This is a genomic window from Vibrio sp. D420a (assembly GCF_030248625.1).
Classification (GTDB): Bacteria; Pseudomonadota; Gammaproteobacteria; order Enterobacterales; family Vibrionaceae; genus Vibrio; species Vibrio fortis_A.
Genome location: NZ_JAHGAN010000058.1, coordinates 1 through 16732, shown reverse-complemented (window position 1 = coordinate 16732; position 16732 = coordinate 1). Strand labels below are relative to the sequence as shown.

General features: G+C 39.1%; 15 protein-coding genes. 8 read left to right on the top strand and 7 right to left on the bottom strand.

Annotated features, from left to right (window positions below; genetic code table 11):
- Positions 1–522 precede the first annotated feature (522 nt).
- From KI743_RS23280 to KI743_RS23255, 6 genes are all read left to right on the top strand, one after another.
- Positions 523–807, top strand: a complete 285-nt coding sequence (locus KI743_RS23280) for a hypothetical protein (protein WP_285468451.1) — start codon at positions 523–525, stop codon at positions 805–807.
- Positions 808–816: 9 nt separating this feature from the next.
- The gene (locus KI743_RS23275) at positions 817–1161 is read left to right on the top strand and encodes a hypothetical protein (protein ID WP_285468450.1); all 345 of its coding nucleotides are present in this window, start codon (positions 817–819) and stop codon (positions 1159–1161) included.
- A gap of 172 nt (positions 1162–1333) precedes the next feature.
- Positions 1334–2569 carry a hypothetical protein gene (locus KI743_RS23270; protein ID WP_285468449.1) on the top strand — a complete coding sequence of 412 codons (1236 nt, stop codon included), beginning with the start codon at positions 1334–1336 and terminating at the stop codon, positions 2567–2569.
- Between the two features lie 819 nt (positions 2570–3388).
- Positions 3389–4015 carry a hypothetical protein gene (locus KI743_RS23265; protein WP_285468448.1) on the top strand — a complete coding sequence of 209 codons (627 nt, stop codon included), beginning with the start codon at positions 3389–3391 and terminating at the stop codon, positions 4013–4015.
- A gap of 43 nt (positions 4016–4058) precedes the next feature.
- Positions 4059–4763, top strand: a complete 705-nt coding sequence (locus KI743_RS23260) for a hypothetical protein (RefSeq protein WP_285468447.1) — start codon at positions 4059–4061, stop codon at positions 4761–4763.
- A gap of 168 nt (positions 4764–4931) precedes the next feature.
- A complete protein-coding gene (locus KI743_RS23255) occupies positions 4932–5330 on the top strand; it encodes a hypothetical protein (protein WP_285468446.1) in 399 nt (132 codons plus the stop codon).
- Positions 5331–5449: 119 nt separating this feature from the next.
- Here the strand turns inward: KI743_RS23255 and KI743_RS23250 are convergent, their stop codons facing one another.
- Positions 5450–6829, bottom strand: coding sequence for a hypothetical protein (locus tag KI743_RS23250; RefSeq protein ID WP_285468445.1), 1380 nt, complete (start codon positions 6827–6829; stop codon positions 5450–5452).
- A 792-nt stretch (positions 6830–7621) separates the two neighbouring features.
- On the opposite strand from KI743_RS23250, the gene KI743_RS23245 reads away from it, so the two are divergent.
- Positions 7622–8032 carry a hypothetical protein gene (locus tag KI743_RS23245; RefSeq protein WP_285468444.1) on the top strand — a complete coding sequence of 137 codons (411 nt, stop codon included), beginning with the start codon at positions 7622–7624 and terminating at the stop codon, positions 8030–8032.
- A gap of 166 nt (positions 8033–8198) precedes the next feature.
- On the opposite strand, the gene KI743_RS23240 is transcribed toward KI743_RS23245, so the two are convergent.
- Entirely contained in the window at positions 8199–8417 is a 219-nt protein-coding gene (locus KI743_RS23240) for a hypothetical protein (RefSeq protein WP_285468442.1), read from the bottom strand.
- 305 nt (positions 8418–8722) lie between these two features.
- Between KI743_RS23240 and KI743_RS23235 the strand changes: the two genes are divergently transcribed.
- Positions 8723–9223, top strand: a complete 501-nt coding sequence (locus KI743_RS23235; RefSeq protein ID WP_285468441.1) for a hypothetical protein — start codon at positions 8723–8725, stop codon at positions 9221–9223.
- Positions 9224–9255: 32 nt separating this feature from the next.
- Here the strand turns inward: KI743_RS23235 and KI743_RS23230 are convergent, their stop codons facing one another.
- From KI743_RS23230 to KI743_RS23210, 5 genes are all read right to left on the bottom strand, one after another.
- Positions 9256–9837 (bottom strand): DUF2913 family protein, encoded by a 582-nt coding sequence (locus tag KI743_RS23230; RefSeq protein ID WP_285468439.1) that lies wholly within the window; start codon positions 9835–9837, stop codon positions 9256–9258.
- A 97-nt stretch (positions 9838–9934) separates the two neighbouring features.
- Positions 9935–11302 (bottom strand): tyrosine recombinase XerC, encoded by a 1368-nt coding sequence (xerC, locus tag KI743_RS23225; protein WP_285468438.1) that lies wholly within the window; start codon positions 11300–11302, stop codon positions 9935–9937.
- A complete protein-coding gene (locus KI743_RS23220) occupies positions 11302–11832 on the bottom strand; it encodes a hypothetical protein (protein ID WP_285468436.1) in 531 nt (176 codons plus the stop codon). Before KI743_RS23220 ends, xerC begins: the two co-directional genes overlap by 1 nt.
- An 11-nt stretch (positions 11833–11843) precedes the next feature.
- A complete protein-coding gene (locus tag KI743_RS23215) occupies positions 11844–14255 on the bottom strand; it encodes an integrase (RefSeq protein WP_285468434.1) in 2412 nt (803 codons plus the stop codon).
- Positions 14249–16588, bottom strand: a complete 2340-nt coding sequence (locus tag KI743_RS23210) for a hypothetical protein (RefSeq protein ID WP_285468432.1) — start codon at positions 16586–16588, stop codon at positions 14249–14251. Before KI743_RS23210 ends, KI743_RS23215 begins: the two co-directional genes overlap by 7 nt.
- Positions 16589–16732 lie beyond the last annotated feature (144 nt).

Sequence of the window (16732 nt, the reverse complement as noted above, 5' to 3'; positions counted from 1 at the left end):
TCGGGCATTTTCCTAATATTGGGTTTGAGTAATAAATGTTGTCAATTTGAGGCTTGGGGTATCTGAGCATAGCCAGATTTAATGGAGTGGAGCGCATCGCTTCAGATACTAGCGGAACGGTAGGTCACTCATTTTTCAATTTAGTAGAGAAAACGGCTATGTAACGTAACCCGTTCAATCTAGGTTCTTCACCCAGTCACTCCCCTGAATAAATATTCACTTGACTGTTAGGTGTAACTACTGATTCAGTTGCAGAGCTTAGACAAAGAGCGAAACTGCCAGCTAAAACAGTTGTGCCCCATTTTCAGTTAAAGTGAAAACTCATTCACACCCAAGAGAGATAACTTTTCCATACAAAACTAATAGCAAGGTTCTAAACGTATTTATACTAGAAGCAACTATACTTCCCACTAAACTCGTAAATATGTTGATTTAGTTAACCTAGTCAAACACATAAAGATAAATAGTAGTTATCCTACCTGTAATCCAAACTGTCAGAGTATTAGGATAAGGAGTTCAACGATGTTTGGTTTTTTGAAAGGACGCTCTGTAGGAAAACAAATCGCTGCTTCATTTGAAATTAGAACCAGTTTGTTTCTTACTTCTCTTGAACAGGTAATGCCAGCATATTTACAACTATTGGCTAACCTTCATAAGACAGGCTCTTCTCTAGAAGAATTAAGGGAGTATACAGCCCCTTTTGCATTGCAAGGCCTTGACGTTTTAGAGAAACGCTTTGGTCAACAGTCTCAAATTGATGATGCTAGATGCAAACTCAGTCATTACTTAAACTCTAATCAATTTTAGTCAATGCTCATGAAATTCATTGTAAAATTGGCACTTGTGCTTACGATCGGTGTCTCTTCGCATTCCGTCGCACAGCAAGACATGAATAAAAGCACTGTAGCCATGGTTTATGTATGTTGGTACCTCGCTAATGATGCTAGTTTGGAAACTGATTCAAGCTTATTTGCAAAAATGATAGCAATGGTTAGAAAAATGCCGGACTTTAAATCCGAGCAGCACTTTGAATTTATGGGATACGCAGCACACCAAGTACACGATTTAACATCTTTGGAACGTGAAGGAATGTATAGCTATAGCTGCTTGGATCCACTCGAAAACATCAAACGAGCAGAAAAGCAGGGGATGCTAAACTAGCACCAGCATAGTCTAGAACAGCTATCATTCTTCAGGACAACTCACCCCATGCGAAGCTAGCAACGTGATTAACAACTGATTCCTATAACTCAAAATTAACCACATTTTTCTTATGCTTCGGAGTGGGTAGAGTCGCGGTAGCTGTTAACTGCCCAAGGACTAGATAATCATAATGGACTCAAATTTAAGCCTTATTAAATATTATAGAAGGCGTATTCTCACCTTCAAAAACAAACTTGATAACATAGACCCTGAGTCTTCGGATCTTCAGCCACTTCTCGAGTTTCAATCCTACCTGATTAAGCAAATTGTTAGGGATGAAAAGAGGTTAAAGAGAAGGAAAGAAGAGCTTGTGGTCTTAAAACGTGGCTTGAGAGATAGAGGCTTAGGAAAAAGCGAGGCTAGAGCCTTAAAGGAACTGATCAAGAGAAGGAAGGAATCTATAGCGGGCAATAATTACCTTCTCTATCTTTGGCGATGTTTCGGGGATGGCTTGGTTTTTAAATTCATAAGTAAATGGAACCTAAAACGATTTCTGTATGAGGCCGACTCAGCTGAAATTAAACAGAAGTCGGGGTATATTCATGGGAAAAAAGGCATTGACCAAGAATTAGCTCTCCTCATGGATATGTTCAAGAATAATGTTCCAGCTATCCTATGCGATCTTACAAATGTAATACGACATGGTGATTTATGTCTTCTTGGAGATTCCGATCCCGTTGTTATCGAAGTAAAAAGCAGTAAAAACAGAAATAAAAGAGTTGAACGTCAACTTGAATCAATACACAAGTTGCACAAATATCTTATGGAGGACGTCGGGGATGTTGGTGGGGTTGAGGGTATGCAGCGTGTTGATATTCATGGTAAAGAACGCCATCATGGCGATGTTTTCAATAAAGCTCTAGAACTATCTAAATACCAACCCTATGCAAAGTTAAACCCTGAAAAAGGTCTATATTATCTTGCGCTAAATACCGAATATGAAAAAGACTTCGCTGAAGTATTCGAAGGCATTGAGGCTCCTATTGTATACATGCTTAATCAAGCGAAAACAGAACAACGCTGGGATAACTACTACCCCTTTGTTTTGTCAATTAAAGACCCTGTTAATCTATATCGATTTATCGTAGGGGAAGTTTACGTTTTTGTAGCTGTTAGTAGTATTGTCCTCAAAGAGATGGCATCTGATATTGGATATGACCTAGAAGTTTCTGAGTTTGAAAATGAGGGCTTTATTTTTAGCAAGTCCCTCACAGCCTGTGATGAACCCTTCAGAGCTATTGTCTCTGAGCACTTTTCAGGTAGGCTTGGCTTAGAGTTTTTGACCCTAGAGTGGTTCTTTGAAACTGAAAAGAAACTATTGGGAGATATGGAAGCAACGGTAATAAATGCAATAAAAAATGCCTAACATACGTATGTTGCCAAGCTAATTTTCAAGTGCTCCGAGCCGACCAGAAATATGTTTGCTACACCATGCAAATGTTATTACGACATTAACTAAATTAGAGCTGAAAAGGTAACTATCTTTTGTCTACGATTGTGATCTGCATTAGCAGAACTGGATACTTCACTAAGTGATTTTCCGATATCAAACGTTATCCGCACTTTTCTAATTTTACTACTAACTCCAGTACCTAATTTTGCAAGAAGGCCTTGCAATATTTACCTGAGCGAGAAGAGTGTTTAGTCGTTACAAAGCCACAGGCAATGCCTATGGCTTTGTAAACAGATACTGAAGGTTTGTCATTCAGATCAAATAGAGAACACATTCCGTGTGCAGCGTCGGGTGTTTTATCACCAAAGTATGTGGGACGGAAAGCACCTCAACTTATCGTACGTCCTCGGCGGTCTGCTTTGCAATTAAGCCAAGTTCAATGCGATACAATTACTTCTGGCCAGACAGTAAATAGTACCGCTAAGAAAAAACAGGGATACCCGAGGCTCTCAGGGTTAGTTTAAAGCTAATAACCGTATGTGGCAAACTTACTTCAATGGAAAATCTGCATACTGCTCGCCAAGTAACTAGTTGCAATTTTTCATTAGTCGCCTGATGCAACGAGAAAGCTCAGTTATTGCAGATTCCGTAACAATTCATATCTGCCCCAAAGTTAGTTAGGTTAGATACTCTACAGAATCTGGGGGGTGATTTTCGCCAACAAACCCTAATATCAAGTTTATGATTTTTATACCTTCGATAGCACGCTGGCGCATTTTTTGTGAGGATAGAGTGCATATCGAAGCGTTTTCATTAATATTTAGTAACTTATGGCAAATGAAGAATTTCAAAGTAATAGATAAGCAAGACTTTAACGGTAAGAGTTATCTGTCTACCGTGTTTCTGAGAGGTGAAGAACTTAAATCAGAAGTGACATTGTTCAAATGGATAAAGTTGACATTAGTAGAACTTGCTATTGGCGTAGAATTATTGGAAAACATCATAATGAGCTTCTCTGTCGCACCTTATGATAACTACAAGAAGAGGTTAGGAGGAAATTACGGAGCTACTCGACATCTAAGCATTTTTGTTCCTTATGGTATTTTCAATAATATTGTTCGCGAAGCGGCAATTGAAGTCTTGTTTTATAAGTTCCATAAACAATATTACTTACTGCAACCGGTAGAAGTGTATGACGTTGACAAACAATCCGGTTCTATAAACTGCACTAGAACAAGGTTTAGTGCTCGCAAAGAGTTGTTTTCTGAGTTAATAGCTTTCAGAAGGGTATATGAGTTGTTTTGGCTCTTCTTTAACATATCAATCGATATCACGGTATATTTGCTATCAAAGAGTCTTGAAGCAACAATTGCTACGGCAATGGGTATTGAGGGGATAAGGCGCTTATTGAGGGTGTAACATTGCATAATAGGGCGTTAGCAGTACACGGTGGTAAATCAATATGAAACATGACAAATCGAGGTATTTTTTCTACGAGCCTAAAAATTCGATTCGCCGCGAGTCGATGTTAATGAACAAATTATTGTTTGATCTACAGTTAGCCTATGCAATGCAGGGGGGGTACCTCAAAGCTTACCGAACTGATGTCGATGATAATGGCTATGACCTAGTCCTCGATTCTGAGGATATAAGTAGAAAGGTTCAGGTCAAATCAACAATGGTTGATTCTGCCACAAAGTCTTGGGATATAGCTAAAGGTGTACTGCGTCCCGAACGACACCAAATGCGTAAACATTCTATGTGGTCTAATTTGACTGCTGGTATTGGTGGGGGAGTAATTTTGCAAGAAGTCACATTGAACCAAGATGACATTGATGTAAATTATTACTATACCGATCTGGTTATTCTTTCGCTCTACTGCTTTGAGATCATCGGGAACAAAGTGAACTATAAAAGTGCTCGTAGGGTTATAGGTGAACTTCATCATGAACATTTTCATGACAAAGTAGCACTTTCAAAAAGCTGCTTTCTCAAGCTTAAATCACCGTCTGCCTTGCTAGAGTTAATGGGGTTTACTCAACGTCGGATGTACGGAGATATTACCTACAAATTGCAGTGTATTAATAATCCAAGATATAGTTCAGCGCCACACCAATACTATCGAGATAAAATTGTACAATTGATAGATTCAGTAAAGTACTGCTAACAAACGCCTCAGGTCTCAAGATACTTATTCCAATCTATATCGAGCGCGTTAGACCTAAGAATCTAGCGTGTTTTTGTCCAAAGCTTGTTTCACGCATTCGTTCTAACGGCAGTCTAACTGATTTTGCTATACTGCAACTAATCTAGATATCCTGTTAGGTTGTATGCGATGAACAAGAAAAAGTTGACTGAAAAAAAATTGCTAGGAAGGATGCCTCCTTATAATAACCACAGTGATTTGCTTGCAAAGAGCGAAACAAAGCTTGATTGGATATCCTTTGCCGACGGGGTAGAACGGGTTACAGGTGATTTCATGGCTAACCGAAATGATGTTTTCGATGAACCTAGTTCAGATTTGCTGAACCCTGATATTTTTCTTTCAAACCTCAAGCTAGCACTTGATAGCCTTCCAGATGGTAATATTGAGCTTTGTGACTTGGGTAATGAAATTGGTCGAGTCATTGCTAATTTGAACTCACCAAATAAGGCACTATTATGTGAAGTAATTTATGGGGTTGAACATGGTTTTGACATGGTTAGCAAAGAAAAAGGAGCTTCGAATGAGTAAGCTTGATGAATGAGTCGACAACAATATGATACATCCGTCTAGCAATCACTTCGACTTCGATAACTCTCTTCTGCTCGAATGTCAGTAACAGTAATATAATCCATAAGACATGCTCTCTGTTACAACGGCTCGTACTCTATAGAGTTTTGCATTTCTAAGATCATTCGATTGACTTTTATTTTCTTTTGAATACGTTCAGGCAAAAGAGAGGCATACTCTGCTGTATCTAACTGTTTGAAATCTATGGCAATACCGTTAATTATTTTGACATATTTATCACCTATTTCTTTAAGATCATTCAAGCGGTTTGTTTCCTTACTAATCGCCCTCTGCAAGCCTTGTTGTTTACTCAAAAGTTCATCTAAATCAACACCACTCTCTAGTTCAGCTTTCTTTTGCTCTAGACTCTCCGTTTCTTGTTTTAGACATTTGACGCGTTTTTCTAACTCGGTCAACGCTTCATTTGATACACCTTTTCTATAAAGTGCAGCTTCAAGCTCACTCATGATTTTGTAATGTGCTCCATCCAATATTTGTTGCGCCGTTCTTTGAGCGCTTTCAACCACTGATAACTCTTGTTTTAAAGCATTCTCGGTAATCATTTGAGCATTCTTTCTAGCATCTTCTACTTCCGACACTAACTCAGTTAGAACATCATCTCTAACTTCTACTCTGATCTTTTCACGTTGTTGTTCTGCTTCAACTCTCGCATTGTTGATGATTCTTCCTGCTTCTAACTTGTTAAGATGGATGCTCTGCTTGAGTTGTTCTAATTCTTGATTTAAAGATGACTTCTCTTCTTCAAGCCGTAGTACCGCAACTTGAAGGTCATTCGCTAAGGACTTTATCTGGTTAAAGAGCTCTTTTTGTTCCCGCTCTTTTTCTCGCCACTTTTCAACTCTTTGTTTTATTCGGGCTACCTTTTTCTCAGCTTGTTCCTCTCGTTCAGAAATGTTTTCAGTAATTCTTTGAACTTGTTTGCGATGCCTTGCTATCTTTCTCAACAACATGCTTCTTTCTTTGCTGATACTCATCGCAGCTTGCTGCTCAATAAAATCCCAGAATGGATTTAGCGGATTTAATGCTGTTATCTGAACTTTTACATTGTCATAGCTGTTAAGCAGCGAATCTGAGTCCAATCCAACTAGAAATAACTCAAGGGCACTCCTGCCCTGCTTTCGAAAGTCCACTATTTTATCTGGTGGGGTTTCATGAGTATTAGTAATTTCCACGTAATACTCTTCCCTACCGATCTGGCAGACGATATCTGGAATCCTACCATCTCGGTAGACTTCTAGACGGACGTTTTTCACACTAACCATTTCACAATCACTAGAATCAAAAATGCCACTGGAATACGGATGAGGAATGAGCTTCTCTTGTTCAATGAACTCCTTTGCACTCAAATGCAACTGGGTTTCATACGAGTAGCGACATTCTGCGTTACTTTGATGGCGTAAGTAGCTTGCTATGCCTTTATTACTATGTGCGGCAACCATGAAGTCTCCACAGCAAGGGCAGATAACGTCATTCTGAGTGCCACTTTCTAGCTCAACCACAGAAACAACTCTACTCTCGCTTAGCTTCCACCCAAAAATTGAACGATTTCTCATGCACACCTCAACATTGGAAAATAGTGATGATTAAAAACACAAAATATGGAATAAATCTCATATCAATTATCACAATATTATCAAGTCAAAGACAATGTATGCTTACTTCGTGTGATCAGCATCATCAATGTCAGACACCAAGTTAAGCGATTTTTCCATACTTCACGAAATTCATGACATGTTAATGTTCTGATTAGCGAAGCTGATTTCTGTCCAAAACGTTTTAGCACCACTAACATTTAGTTTGTGATCACCATGCGATCCTGTCGCACCTTAATTGCCAAGCGACGTTGTCATTACATTAACTATCGAGGGAAAATGATGTACGACTTTTACGATGGTAATGAAGACCTCCGTATTAATGAATACGAGGTTCAATCGCGTGATGAAGCAGATATGTTTAACTTTGTTGAATGTCCAAGTGGTTTAGGCTTTTGGTGTAGCTACGCTCTCGTCCCGAATACGGTGATGAAACTCACAACTCAACTGATGTCAATTTTGAAGACTAAACAGATAAACAGGGGTAAAAGTTATTTCAAGTAATGTATATGTGTAATCGCAGGGGTAATAATCTTGTGTAATATAACAATTAAAACAATAACTTGAAATCAATCAGCGAGATGATAGCTTATCTACAGAGGTGGTGTGACGCTACTGTAGTGACTAGAGGTAATACTAATGAATATCCAGAATTCAATAGAATGGTTAGAGGTTGAGTTGGAATTAAAACTTGAGCCTGAAAGTGATTTAGACGATTTGAAAAATGCCGTAGCAGAAGCAGTTGTTGATAATGAGTCTGACTTTTTTCCTATCATTGGTGCTATCTGTTCACAGCTAAATGAGCGAGCTAATTATGCCACTGATAGCTTTGTTGTTGACCAGGTTGATTTTGATGAACCATTTCATCTAGAAGAAGGGTTCCCTGTTGGAACTGGTTTCCTTCAAGCTAGTTTTGAATGGACGGCATACTATGGTTGTGATGATTTAGACTTACACGATGAAGCACAAGAAGTTTGGGAATTTAACCTTAACGGGCGAACTCTGAATTTTAGAATTCAACTTCCAGAAGATAGGTTGGACGAATTTTAGAGGGGAAAATCACGACTTGACCTGTTAAATTTATGACCATGTACGTCGACACTGACCTCAATCTGATTTGTTGTAAGTAATTGTGCTTATCTTTCATTTGCTGCTGCGTCATTGCACAGACCGAGGGTGCTATAAAAAATAGACTTTATAATACGGGTCTCATTATTTAATAATTACCATCGTGATTGTGTAGTTTTGCAGAGGAAGAACTATCGAAAATTTGATTTCGATATTCTGCGTCTCCTAAACCTAATGTTCTGTGCTGTTCTTGCAGTAAACTACTGTTGCTTGGTGCTGAGTTGTTTCCTTTAGTTAGTCCAAAAAAACTGAGCAAACCCTTGCCCATTTTTGCTAATACTTCACCTGTTTCTATTAATGCATTCATATCTTATAAATTTCCTATTTTTCAATTACATTATATTATGTGGATACATAATGTTAAAAAAATCAACCAATTGCATAATTAAGGACATAAAACCTATATGCGCATATACTATTGCCAGCGCGTTGAACATCTAGTGTTTCAGGTTTTTTGTCAACATATCTTGCAAAACTATGCTGACTTATTCTGCAATTTTTCGCGTAGGCCATTGATACTCTGATTGAGCTTATGTGAACTTAAACTTATATGTTTCTGCAAAAATCATATCTACCACCCACATATAAGCACGTACGGAACAGAGGAAAAGAATGGAAAAACATGTTGAAAAAGTAGTTCTCAAGGAGATGATGAAGTTACCTGATAATAAGGTATTACTCCTTGATAATTTGCAAATGCCTTTGTCAAACACACTGGGTTTGCGATGGAATGAATGTCTACCGTTCTTAGAAACTGTCATCAATGATTTAAGTGATAAGAACGTAATTCGAATCGAAAATCTACGTTCGGGTCAGTTACGATTTTTCAAAGGCATTGAGTTTGACGACTACACTAACCCACCACAGAAACAGGCGTTAGGCATCAATATTGGAAGTTTTCACAATAGTGGTTCAGCGCAATTTGGTGATCATAACGTTTCTAACATTCACCTTGTCCACGGCGTAGAGCAGCTTTTAACCGAGATAGAACACTCAACTGCTTCTCAGGAAGACAAAGAGACTGCACGTAAAAAAATTAAAGCCGTTTTTGAAAACCCAACCGTTAGCTCCGTCTTAGGGGCCGCAGCAAGCTCTGTATTGGAACTGTTTTAATAATGTAGGGAAAAGATCGCTAGCCAACTATCTTAAACAGGATGTACTAATATGTGGGCTTGATGTATCTCGGCATTCCATTCTTTCATTTCAGCAAGGAATAGGCCTTGAGCATTAATTGAATTTATGAGCTCTGGTGCACGCTCTAGTTGAATAAGCATCGATAGCGGGGTGACTTGATTATGTTCTTGGTCAAAACCGTGTTCGACTTGTTCCTCTAGCATATAAAGGATCTCAGGCTCCGTTTCACTGCCCTCATCATACAGTCTTGATTCGATACCCTCTACCTCATAAAGGTGTACGAGTAGGTTGTAGAGCTTTTCAGCACCGATGGGTTTTGTATGCTTCGACTGTGAATTAAGTTGATGCAGTTTCATTTCTAGGTTCCCACCTTTTTTTCTTGCTACTCTGAGCATCAGTTTGATGTCTTTTTTGATATTCGATAACGATTTATCGTTGAGCTTTGGCTTAAGGTACTTTATCAGTATGTCATTTCGTGATGTTACTGGAACAAAACGGGAAGATGCGGATACCTGACACAGTAAATGAAGCAGGGCGTGGGTAATGACGTCGTGAAGGTTGTGATAGTAGTCAAAGTCTCGTTTGATTTGCATAGCCAAGGTAGCGTTGTGGGTGGATTTTAAGAATATAGGGTCTCGGTGTCTTAAATCAACCGTAATAATGAGTCATATGACCGCTTGGTGATGACTTTTACTGTGACGAGGAGACTGTGCTTTTTTCTATATCAGATTGAAAAGCTCCCAATAATTTCTTCACCTCTCCGAGCGCTGCGGTAGGCGTTAACTCCTTCCTTGCTATCTGTTCTTCTAACAACTCAATCTGACGCTTTGCCAAATCAACACTCGACTTTAGGGATACTGCATTATAAACCTCTGTGTAGCCGTGGATATCTGCAAATGCGAGGTCAATATAGGTGTCTAAAGAACTAAGAATCGTATGGCCTGTCCACTGTTGAAGTTGCATTTTAAACGTTTGAGTGTGAAGCAGATGCTTTCGGAAGTCGTCTTTATCATTCACTTCTTTTGTAGCGAGAATAAGCTCTTTAAGCTTATCTGTTATGAATGCGTGCCTCCACAAGTGCGGGTGCAACTCTCCCTCGATACCAAGCTCTTTTTTCCATAAGTTGATGTACGTTGTCCATGACTCGGCGGACAAGCGTTGACCTGTCTTTAAACTAATAAATAGATAGTCATGTTGGACTTTTTTCTCTTTCATGACCTTCTTACGAACTTTGATGTAATCCGCAATAACTGACAATAAAAGGTGTGGTACAGGGATCTTTCGAGTGGTGTTATCATCTTTACGCTTCAAAGTAGTAAGCGTAAGCATACCCGAGCGTCTCGCTTCCTCATAATCAGTCATTTTAATCAAATGAAGCTCCGATACACGAGCGCCTAATTGCTCCATTGCAGTATATAGCGCCATATCCCTTCTGCGTTTGTCTTTGCTTTTCTGAGTCTTTATAAATTCCCACACACACAAGGCACCGCCTTCAGAAACAGGGTGACGCTTCTTGATCTCATCTTTAGTTGGTACGGCAGTGTGCGTAATTTTGGTGCCTTCTATGACCCCTCTGTGACCTTCCTGTTTGCGCTTGTAATGTTTTTCGAGTATCTGAATTGAATTACCTTTATCTTTGCCAATAAAAGCACTCAAGTCATGAAAGTCTTGGATAAACTGTAAAAAATCCAAACAGGTATGTGCAATCTTTATAACTGAGTTATTCTTGCGTTTTAGTTCGCCAAGTGGTGTTCTCTCTACCTGTAATGATTGAACAAAAAGGGTAAATGTTGAGTCGGTAAGTTGACTAAATCGGCTCAGTAGTGGTTGTTTTTCAATAAAATGAACCAAGTGGATGATATCGTAAGCATACCCTCGAATAGTGTCACTTTTTAAGTTTCTCACCGTCAAACTATGGATGTAGGCATTGGCTTCATAGCAAGGAGTATGATTACTGTAGGTTACAAAAGGAATATCCAGAGGTTTACGAAAGACAAGTTTGCCATCAAACCCAAGATGACTCCATTGCTCAAAGCCTTTAAGCTTACGAACCGCCATCATACCTCCCCATTAAAGGTGAAGTTCATCTGCGCTTCAATTTTCCGACTGTGCTCTCGATAAAGCTCTTGTCGTTCTTCTACTGTTCCTTCATGATTCGCTAGTTGTTTTAGCCTAGAGCGCAACTCTGACACCATGACTGTCAGTAGATAATTGCTGCGCTGGGCTGCATCTAGCTCTAATTCTAAATTAGCGACTTTATGCTTTAAACCTACGACAGTTTGCTTGTTGCCTTTGGAAGCTTTCTCATTGGGATGTGTCGCCTCTATCGCCAGCTTTGCATTAGTACGAAGCTCATCTAAGGATAAGAAACCTCTCTCAAGGAGTACTTCTGAAATGCTTTTTACTGTATTTAGCGAGCATGGTGCGATATTGCGCTCTTCATTCTTATATTTAGCGATGCCAGATTGTGATTTAAGAGCTTTCATAAGCTCTTCATCATATTTAAATTCAGCTGGAGATGTGATGATTTCCCTCAACAGCTTTTCTGTTTCAAGTATCTTAGTTTGGTTTTTCTCTAAAACTTTCATTATCCCAACCCTCAATCAAGGTCTTTGATTTTTAAAATTAGGTTAAAGGTTTGAGTTGTATTTCCGTCAGCATCGTCGATGGTAAAAAACTCTGGCTCAAGCGTGATTCGACCTTCTTCCAAAAGCTGAATAACCTCTGTTTCAATGTCCTGCTCTTTTTGAAGTTGGCTTATATGAGGGATGGTTAGATAAGACTCATCATCGTAATCTTCTGCGGCTTCACTCACAGATTCTATAGTGATTGGGGTTGAGCTATCATCTGACAGTCGCTCTGCAATGACTTTACGAACCTCTTCTATCCCTTCAATTTGGGCTAGTTCAGAGGTGGAATCGACCATACCACGAACTATCACACTAGCTTTAGCCCCATTTAGTACCGCCCCTGTTTCCGATTCAGAGATATAGTGATATAGATGCTCGATATTTGAATGTCCAAGCATCCAGCGCAGAGCATCCATGCCATCAAACCCCTTAGACCAAAAAAATGCCATCGCAAAGAAGCGTCGCAATTGGTGCTGACGAACATAATTACGACGGTACTCACCGTTGTCGTATTCTACCAAGTCAGTTTCTAAGTAATCACATAAGGCATCAAGGTGCGCATTATAAGACATGTGACAAACCTGACTTAACTGGGAACAATTTGAATTAAGTTTGTTAAACAGAGATAGACTTCCTTTGCTTAGGTTCAGCTCACTCGCTTTGATGTTAAACTGCTCCAGTTGCCAAATGAACTTTACGATAGACAAAGGAATGGGTCTTTCTATTGTTGCGTTTACCCCTTTTGAGCCAGTTTTTTTTACCTTAAATATAAGATTGTATTCTGTTTTTGCACCTTTTTTAGAAAAGGGGTCTACATTAGGTGATAGGTTGCCATGTGGCTTCAACTTGATTAATTCATCTTGTCTTCGAGCCATAATTGCTCCTACCAAGACCTGTATTGCGCCTTGCAGCACAGAGAACAAATCAAACAAGCTCTCGTTAGCTCGAATCCGCTCAAAGCGATTTTCCACACTTTCTCTAAAGCCTTGGACCTGTTTTACTACTTTTTTTAGGTATTCATTACTCAGGCAATTGATCGCCTCAGTTTGAAACCAGTAACCTCGCTCCGTACCAGACATTTCTCGATGCAACTCTTCATTCCAAGATGGACTATCGTGATTTGGACGGAGTATGTTGGAATGTCTTGCAGCAGATTTACTTCTTGCTTTTGACAGCAGTGTTAATGTTTCATCAAGTAAAGTAACAGCGCCTTCCTCTGTAGGTAAATACTCCTTAACAAACTCATAGCACTGACGAATTAAATTAAACACAAACTTAGGCGGTAAAGTGCGTGTACGCCCTGCTTTTTTTAAGCTAACTAACTGACTAATATATCTAACGCTGACACGCTCGGACAAGATTGAAGGCCTAGCCACATTTTCACGATCAAGGTTGATGTGAATCAATCGTATTGCATCAATGCAACTCAAGATACTTCGTCGATTAATGCCTGTTGAGGTGTCGTTATTCTCAACAGCACGATACTCTGAGTTTCGCTTCGGCGATTTAAGATGAAGCTCTGCGTAGTTGGGGAGGTTAATGTCGTGATAAAGCATCTTACCTTTAAACAACAACTTACCCAACAAAGCAGCGTTGCCAGTGTAATTTATGCATTTTCCCGTGTGATAATAACCTTGTTCAAAAAGCCAAGCGCACGCCTTTTCTGTATCTGATAGAAACAAGAAAAGTTCATCCTGTGCAATGTCTCGAGTAACGTAAGGGTACTTCTCTGTGAGTGCTTGCGCCTCTATATCAGAAACATTTTGACAAGCGTTATTAAGTAATGCCTGAGTGCGATTATCAACCTCGTACACACCTCGAAAGTTTCCGTTCTCGGCGTATTTCGTCAAGATGTTTAACCAGAAGTCATCATTCACATTCAGAAGGTGATATTTTGCGAGTTTCAATTCTTTCGAGTGCAGCAAAACAGCATTGATGAGAGAGATAACTTTGGTAACTTTTTGATAAGCCGTCATTGGACTAATAAGCTTCCCACCGTTTTCAAGTGGATTGTCTACTGCTGTGATCCAGTACTTGAAACTGTTTAATAATTTTTGATGCTTTGTGTCGGTGAGTTTCTTCCCGTCATCCAAATAAACTGTGTCCCAATGTATCGTTTTTGGGGTTTTGTTAAATGTTAGTACCCATTTGTTTGAAGGAAAGTTGGATGCTAACCATTCTGGTTGCCTATCATCGTAACCATAAATGCCAGTATGGATATCAGTAATGATATCTAATACTCGATAGTCATTACTTGTTACTGAAAAATTGATAATTTCTTCAAGAGTTTCTGCACTTAGACCGTTCAAAAGCGAGTGATCTAACACAATACTTTCAAGAAGGTTAGCAATAGAGGAATTATCGATAGCAACACTTAACATAGCAGCGCTCCCTTGATCGAGTCAGCGTCTAGCTTGTTGTTATTTGCAATATCAAGCATTCCTATCAAATCATCAGCACTATGTTTGCCAGAACTCAGCGTATCTAAAACAAACACTGCTGATTGATACCAGTGAGCCACAATATCTAAAAAAGATTCCTCATCATCACTACTCTCGACAACCATACGTATCGCCAGTAATAACTGCAAAAGAGGTATCGAGATAGTATATGTTAACTGGTCAAATGCTAATGATTCAGAAACTTCATTATCAGTAGTCGTCTTCTGAACAAAACCATGGTCGAAGTACTCTGGAATCTTGCTTATGCCGTGGTTATTCAAAAACTCTTCGATATCTCGAGCACTCATGTTGACAGCATCAAGTCGATGCACTGAATCTTTCATGGCTTCAAGTAAAATGGCGTTCTGAAACTGACGTACCCAACGAGCATTAAAGAAGTCCATGAGTGGTTTAGGAAGATAAGACGTCAGTAGATATGCATTTTTATTTTCATGACCAAGCGCCTCCGCAACAGCATCCATAGAGCGTGTTTCCAAATAAATTTGAAAACCTTTGTGTCGTCTAACTGATCGTAGTGAATGAATCTCAGAAATATTTTTGACATCTTTCTGAGTGATATCACTATTCTTATCAAAGAGCGACCTGTCTTGTAGCCAATCATAAAAGTCAATTGCTGAGTGAAGAGTTACATTGAGGTTATTTGGGCGTATCACATTGGTATTGGTTGCAGTCAAAATCATCTTTCGCCAATTCACATCTCCTTTCTGCTTCAGATGTTCACGGCTCATACGAGTATGTTGTATCAGGAACTCAACTATAGATTTAGAAAGATCATTGAGCACTACTTCTTGTTGTGCTTTAGTCGCTCCTTTGCGTGATTTGCAACTAACCGCAATGTGCTGATTGCCAACTTGTTTATAGCCGACCATATTGCCATTTACATCAAATAAGTCCCACTTTGCTAACCAAGAGGGGGTAATTAGAGGATGTTCCATAACAAGAAGCGTCAAAAGAACGTTCAATGTTGATTTGGTTGGTAAATTTAACTCTGTGTTGAGTTGGCTAGAATTACCGCTAAACCCTAAAAATGATAAATAACTACCGCCTTTTGCTGCGATGCCGTGTGCATAAAAGGTTGCTACTGTATTGGCTAGCTCATTTGTACCGACAAGATTGTAAAATTGATGATTATGGCTATTACTACTGAGTGGCTTGACGGTACCTTTGCTCTGAAAAACTTTATTTCTCTCCTCTCGCTCTAAGAGCTCCTCAAATTTCAAAAGACACACATGCTTAATATGCGCCAAGTCTCTATCTACACGTTGCTTAATAATAGAAACAGCATCTTCATCTTTAATCTTGAGTGGGATGTTAGCGAACCACCTAAGGTTTTCTGGCTGCGTAGCATTGCCGCCAATAGAGAAGGTGGGTGCTGAACTTTTTGGGTCTTTCCAGTCTGGAGCGATGAATGGTTTGTGAGGCTCAGCAAAAACCCCCGTATTGATGAAGCACTCGGTATAATGATTAATGGTATTTCGCCATTGCTTATGAAAGCTCTTTGGGCAGTATTGGGCAACTTGGGAGCGCACAAATAACACTCTAAACACCTTGTGAAAGAATAGCTGCACATGATTGCGACTAAGAAGAGTGTCTATTGTTAGCCCGCTCTTTTCGTTATAAACAATTGTGATACCCACAAAAAGTTTTCTAAGTTCTTTTAGTGCACCTATAACAGTTGATGATTTTTGTGTGGCAGCATAGTTCTTTAAAGCAAGATGAACCTTGTTTGTAAACATTTCGCCAAAATTCACATAAAGCGCATCAAGATGAGCCTCATTTTCTTTGCCTTCTTTTGATACCACCTGCCAACCATCAAGGTAGTCAGATTTTGTTTTATCTATGTTGATCTTTCGAAACTGAGCTAGGCAATTCGAAGCGTCTTCTGTGATTTTTCTATCCGAAAGCTTTAATTCATCAAGGGTTAAATGCTTATCTTTAGCAATGTACCTGAAAAGAACTTTGATTTGATTACCTAAGTTATATCTGCGCTTGATAGTGATATTATCACTGTTATAAACAAAGCCAATGAATGACTGGAAGTGTGCATTAAGTGAGCTCGAATGGTTCAGTATCTCAAATCCACTGTAATTGCCTTGCCCAACCAAGTAGCAGTAAGCTGCATAAAGATTCATTAATGGCTGAATAAATTGGGAGGGGACTGAGGACTCAGCAGCAAGGGTTAGATAGTTAGAGTATTCAATTGACAGTGCTGTTTCTAATAAAGAAAGTTCATTTAATGTTTTTACATTCACAACCAAACCTCACAGATTGACAACTAGTTATCACCTTAGTTATCAAAATGACTATCGTCAAACTAAATAAGGGATAAAAAGCACAATAAACCATTGTTTTTAAACAAGTTAATCCAACTTTGATATTTTTTTAATATTGGGATT

Excerpts from the sequence above, each read along its gene's own strand:
- KI743_RS23240 (WP_285468442.1), bottom strand. The coding sequence starts at position 8,417 with ATGAATGCATTAATAGAAACAGGTGAAGTATTAGCAAAAATGGGCAAG.
- KI743_RS23220 (WP_285468436.1), bottom strand. The coding sequence starts at position 11,832 with ATGAAAGTTTTAGAGAAAAACCAAACTAAGATACTTGAAACAGAAAAG.
- KI743_RS23275 (WP_285468450.1), top strand. The coding sequence starts at position 817 with ATGAAATTCATTGTAAAATTGGCACTTGTGCTTACGATCGGTGTCTCT.
- KI743_RS23215 (WP_285468434.1), bottom strand. The coding sequence starts at position 14,255 with ATGTTAAGTGTTGCTATCGATAATTCCTCTATTGCTAACCTTCTTGAA.
- KI743_RS23235 (WP_285468441.1), top strand. The coding sequence starts at position 8,723 with ATGGAAAAACATGTTGAAAAAGTAGTTCTCAAGGAGATGATGAAGTTA.
- KI743_RS23270 (WP_285468449.1), top strand. The coding sequence starts at position 1,334 with ATGGACTCAAATTTAAGCCTTATTAAATATTATAGAAGGCGTATTCTC.
- KI743_RS23280 (WP_285468451.1), top strand. The coding sequence starts at position 523 with ATGTTTGGTTTTTTGAAAGGACGCTCTGTAGGAAAACAAATCGCTGCT.
- KI743_RS23230 (WP_285468439.1), bottom strand. The coding sequence starts at position 9,837 with ATGCAAATCAAACGAGACTTTGACTACTATCACAACCTTCACGACGTC.
- KI743_RS23245 (WP_285468444.1), top strand. The coding sequence starts at position 7,622 with ATGAATATCCAGAATTCAATAGAATGGTTAGAGGTTGAGTTGGAATTA.
- xerC (WP_285468438.1), bottom strand. The coding sequence starts at position 11,302 with ATGGCGGTTCGTAAGCTTAAAGGCTTTGAGCAATGGAGTCATCTTGGG.
- KI743_RS23260 (WP_285468447.1), top strand. The coding sequence starts at position 4,059 with ATGAAACATGACAAATCGAGGTATTTTTTCTACGAGCCTAAAAATTCG.
- KI743_RS23255 (WP_285468446.1), top strand. The coding sequence starts at position 4,932 with ATGAACAAGAAAAAGTTGACTGAAAAAAAATTGCTAGGAAGGATGCCT.
- KI743_RS23250 (WP_285468445.1), bottom strand. The coding sequence starts at position 6,829 with ATGGTTGCCGCACATAGTAATAAAGGCATAGCAAGCTACTTACGCCAT.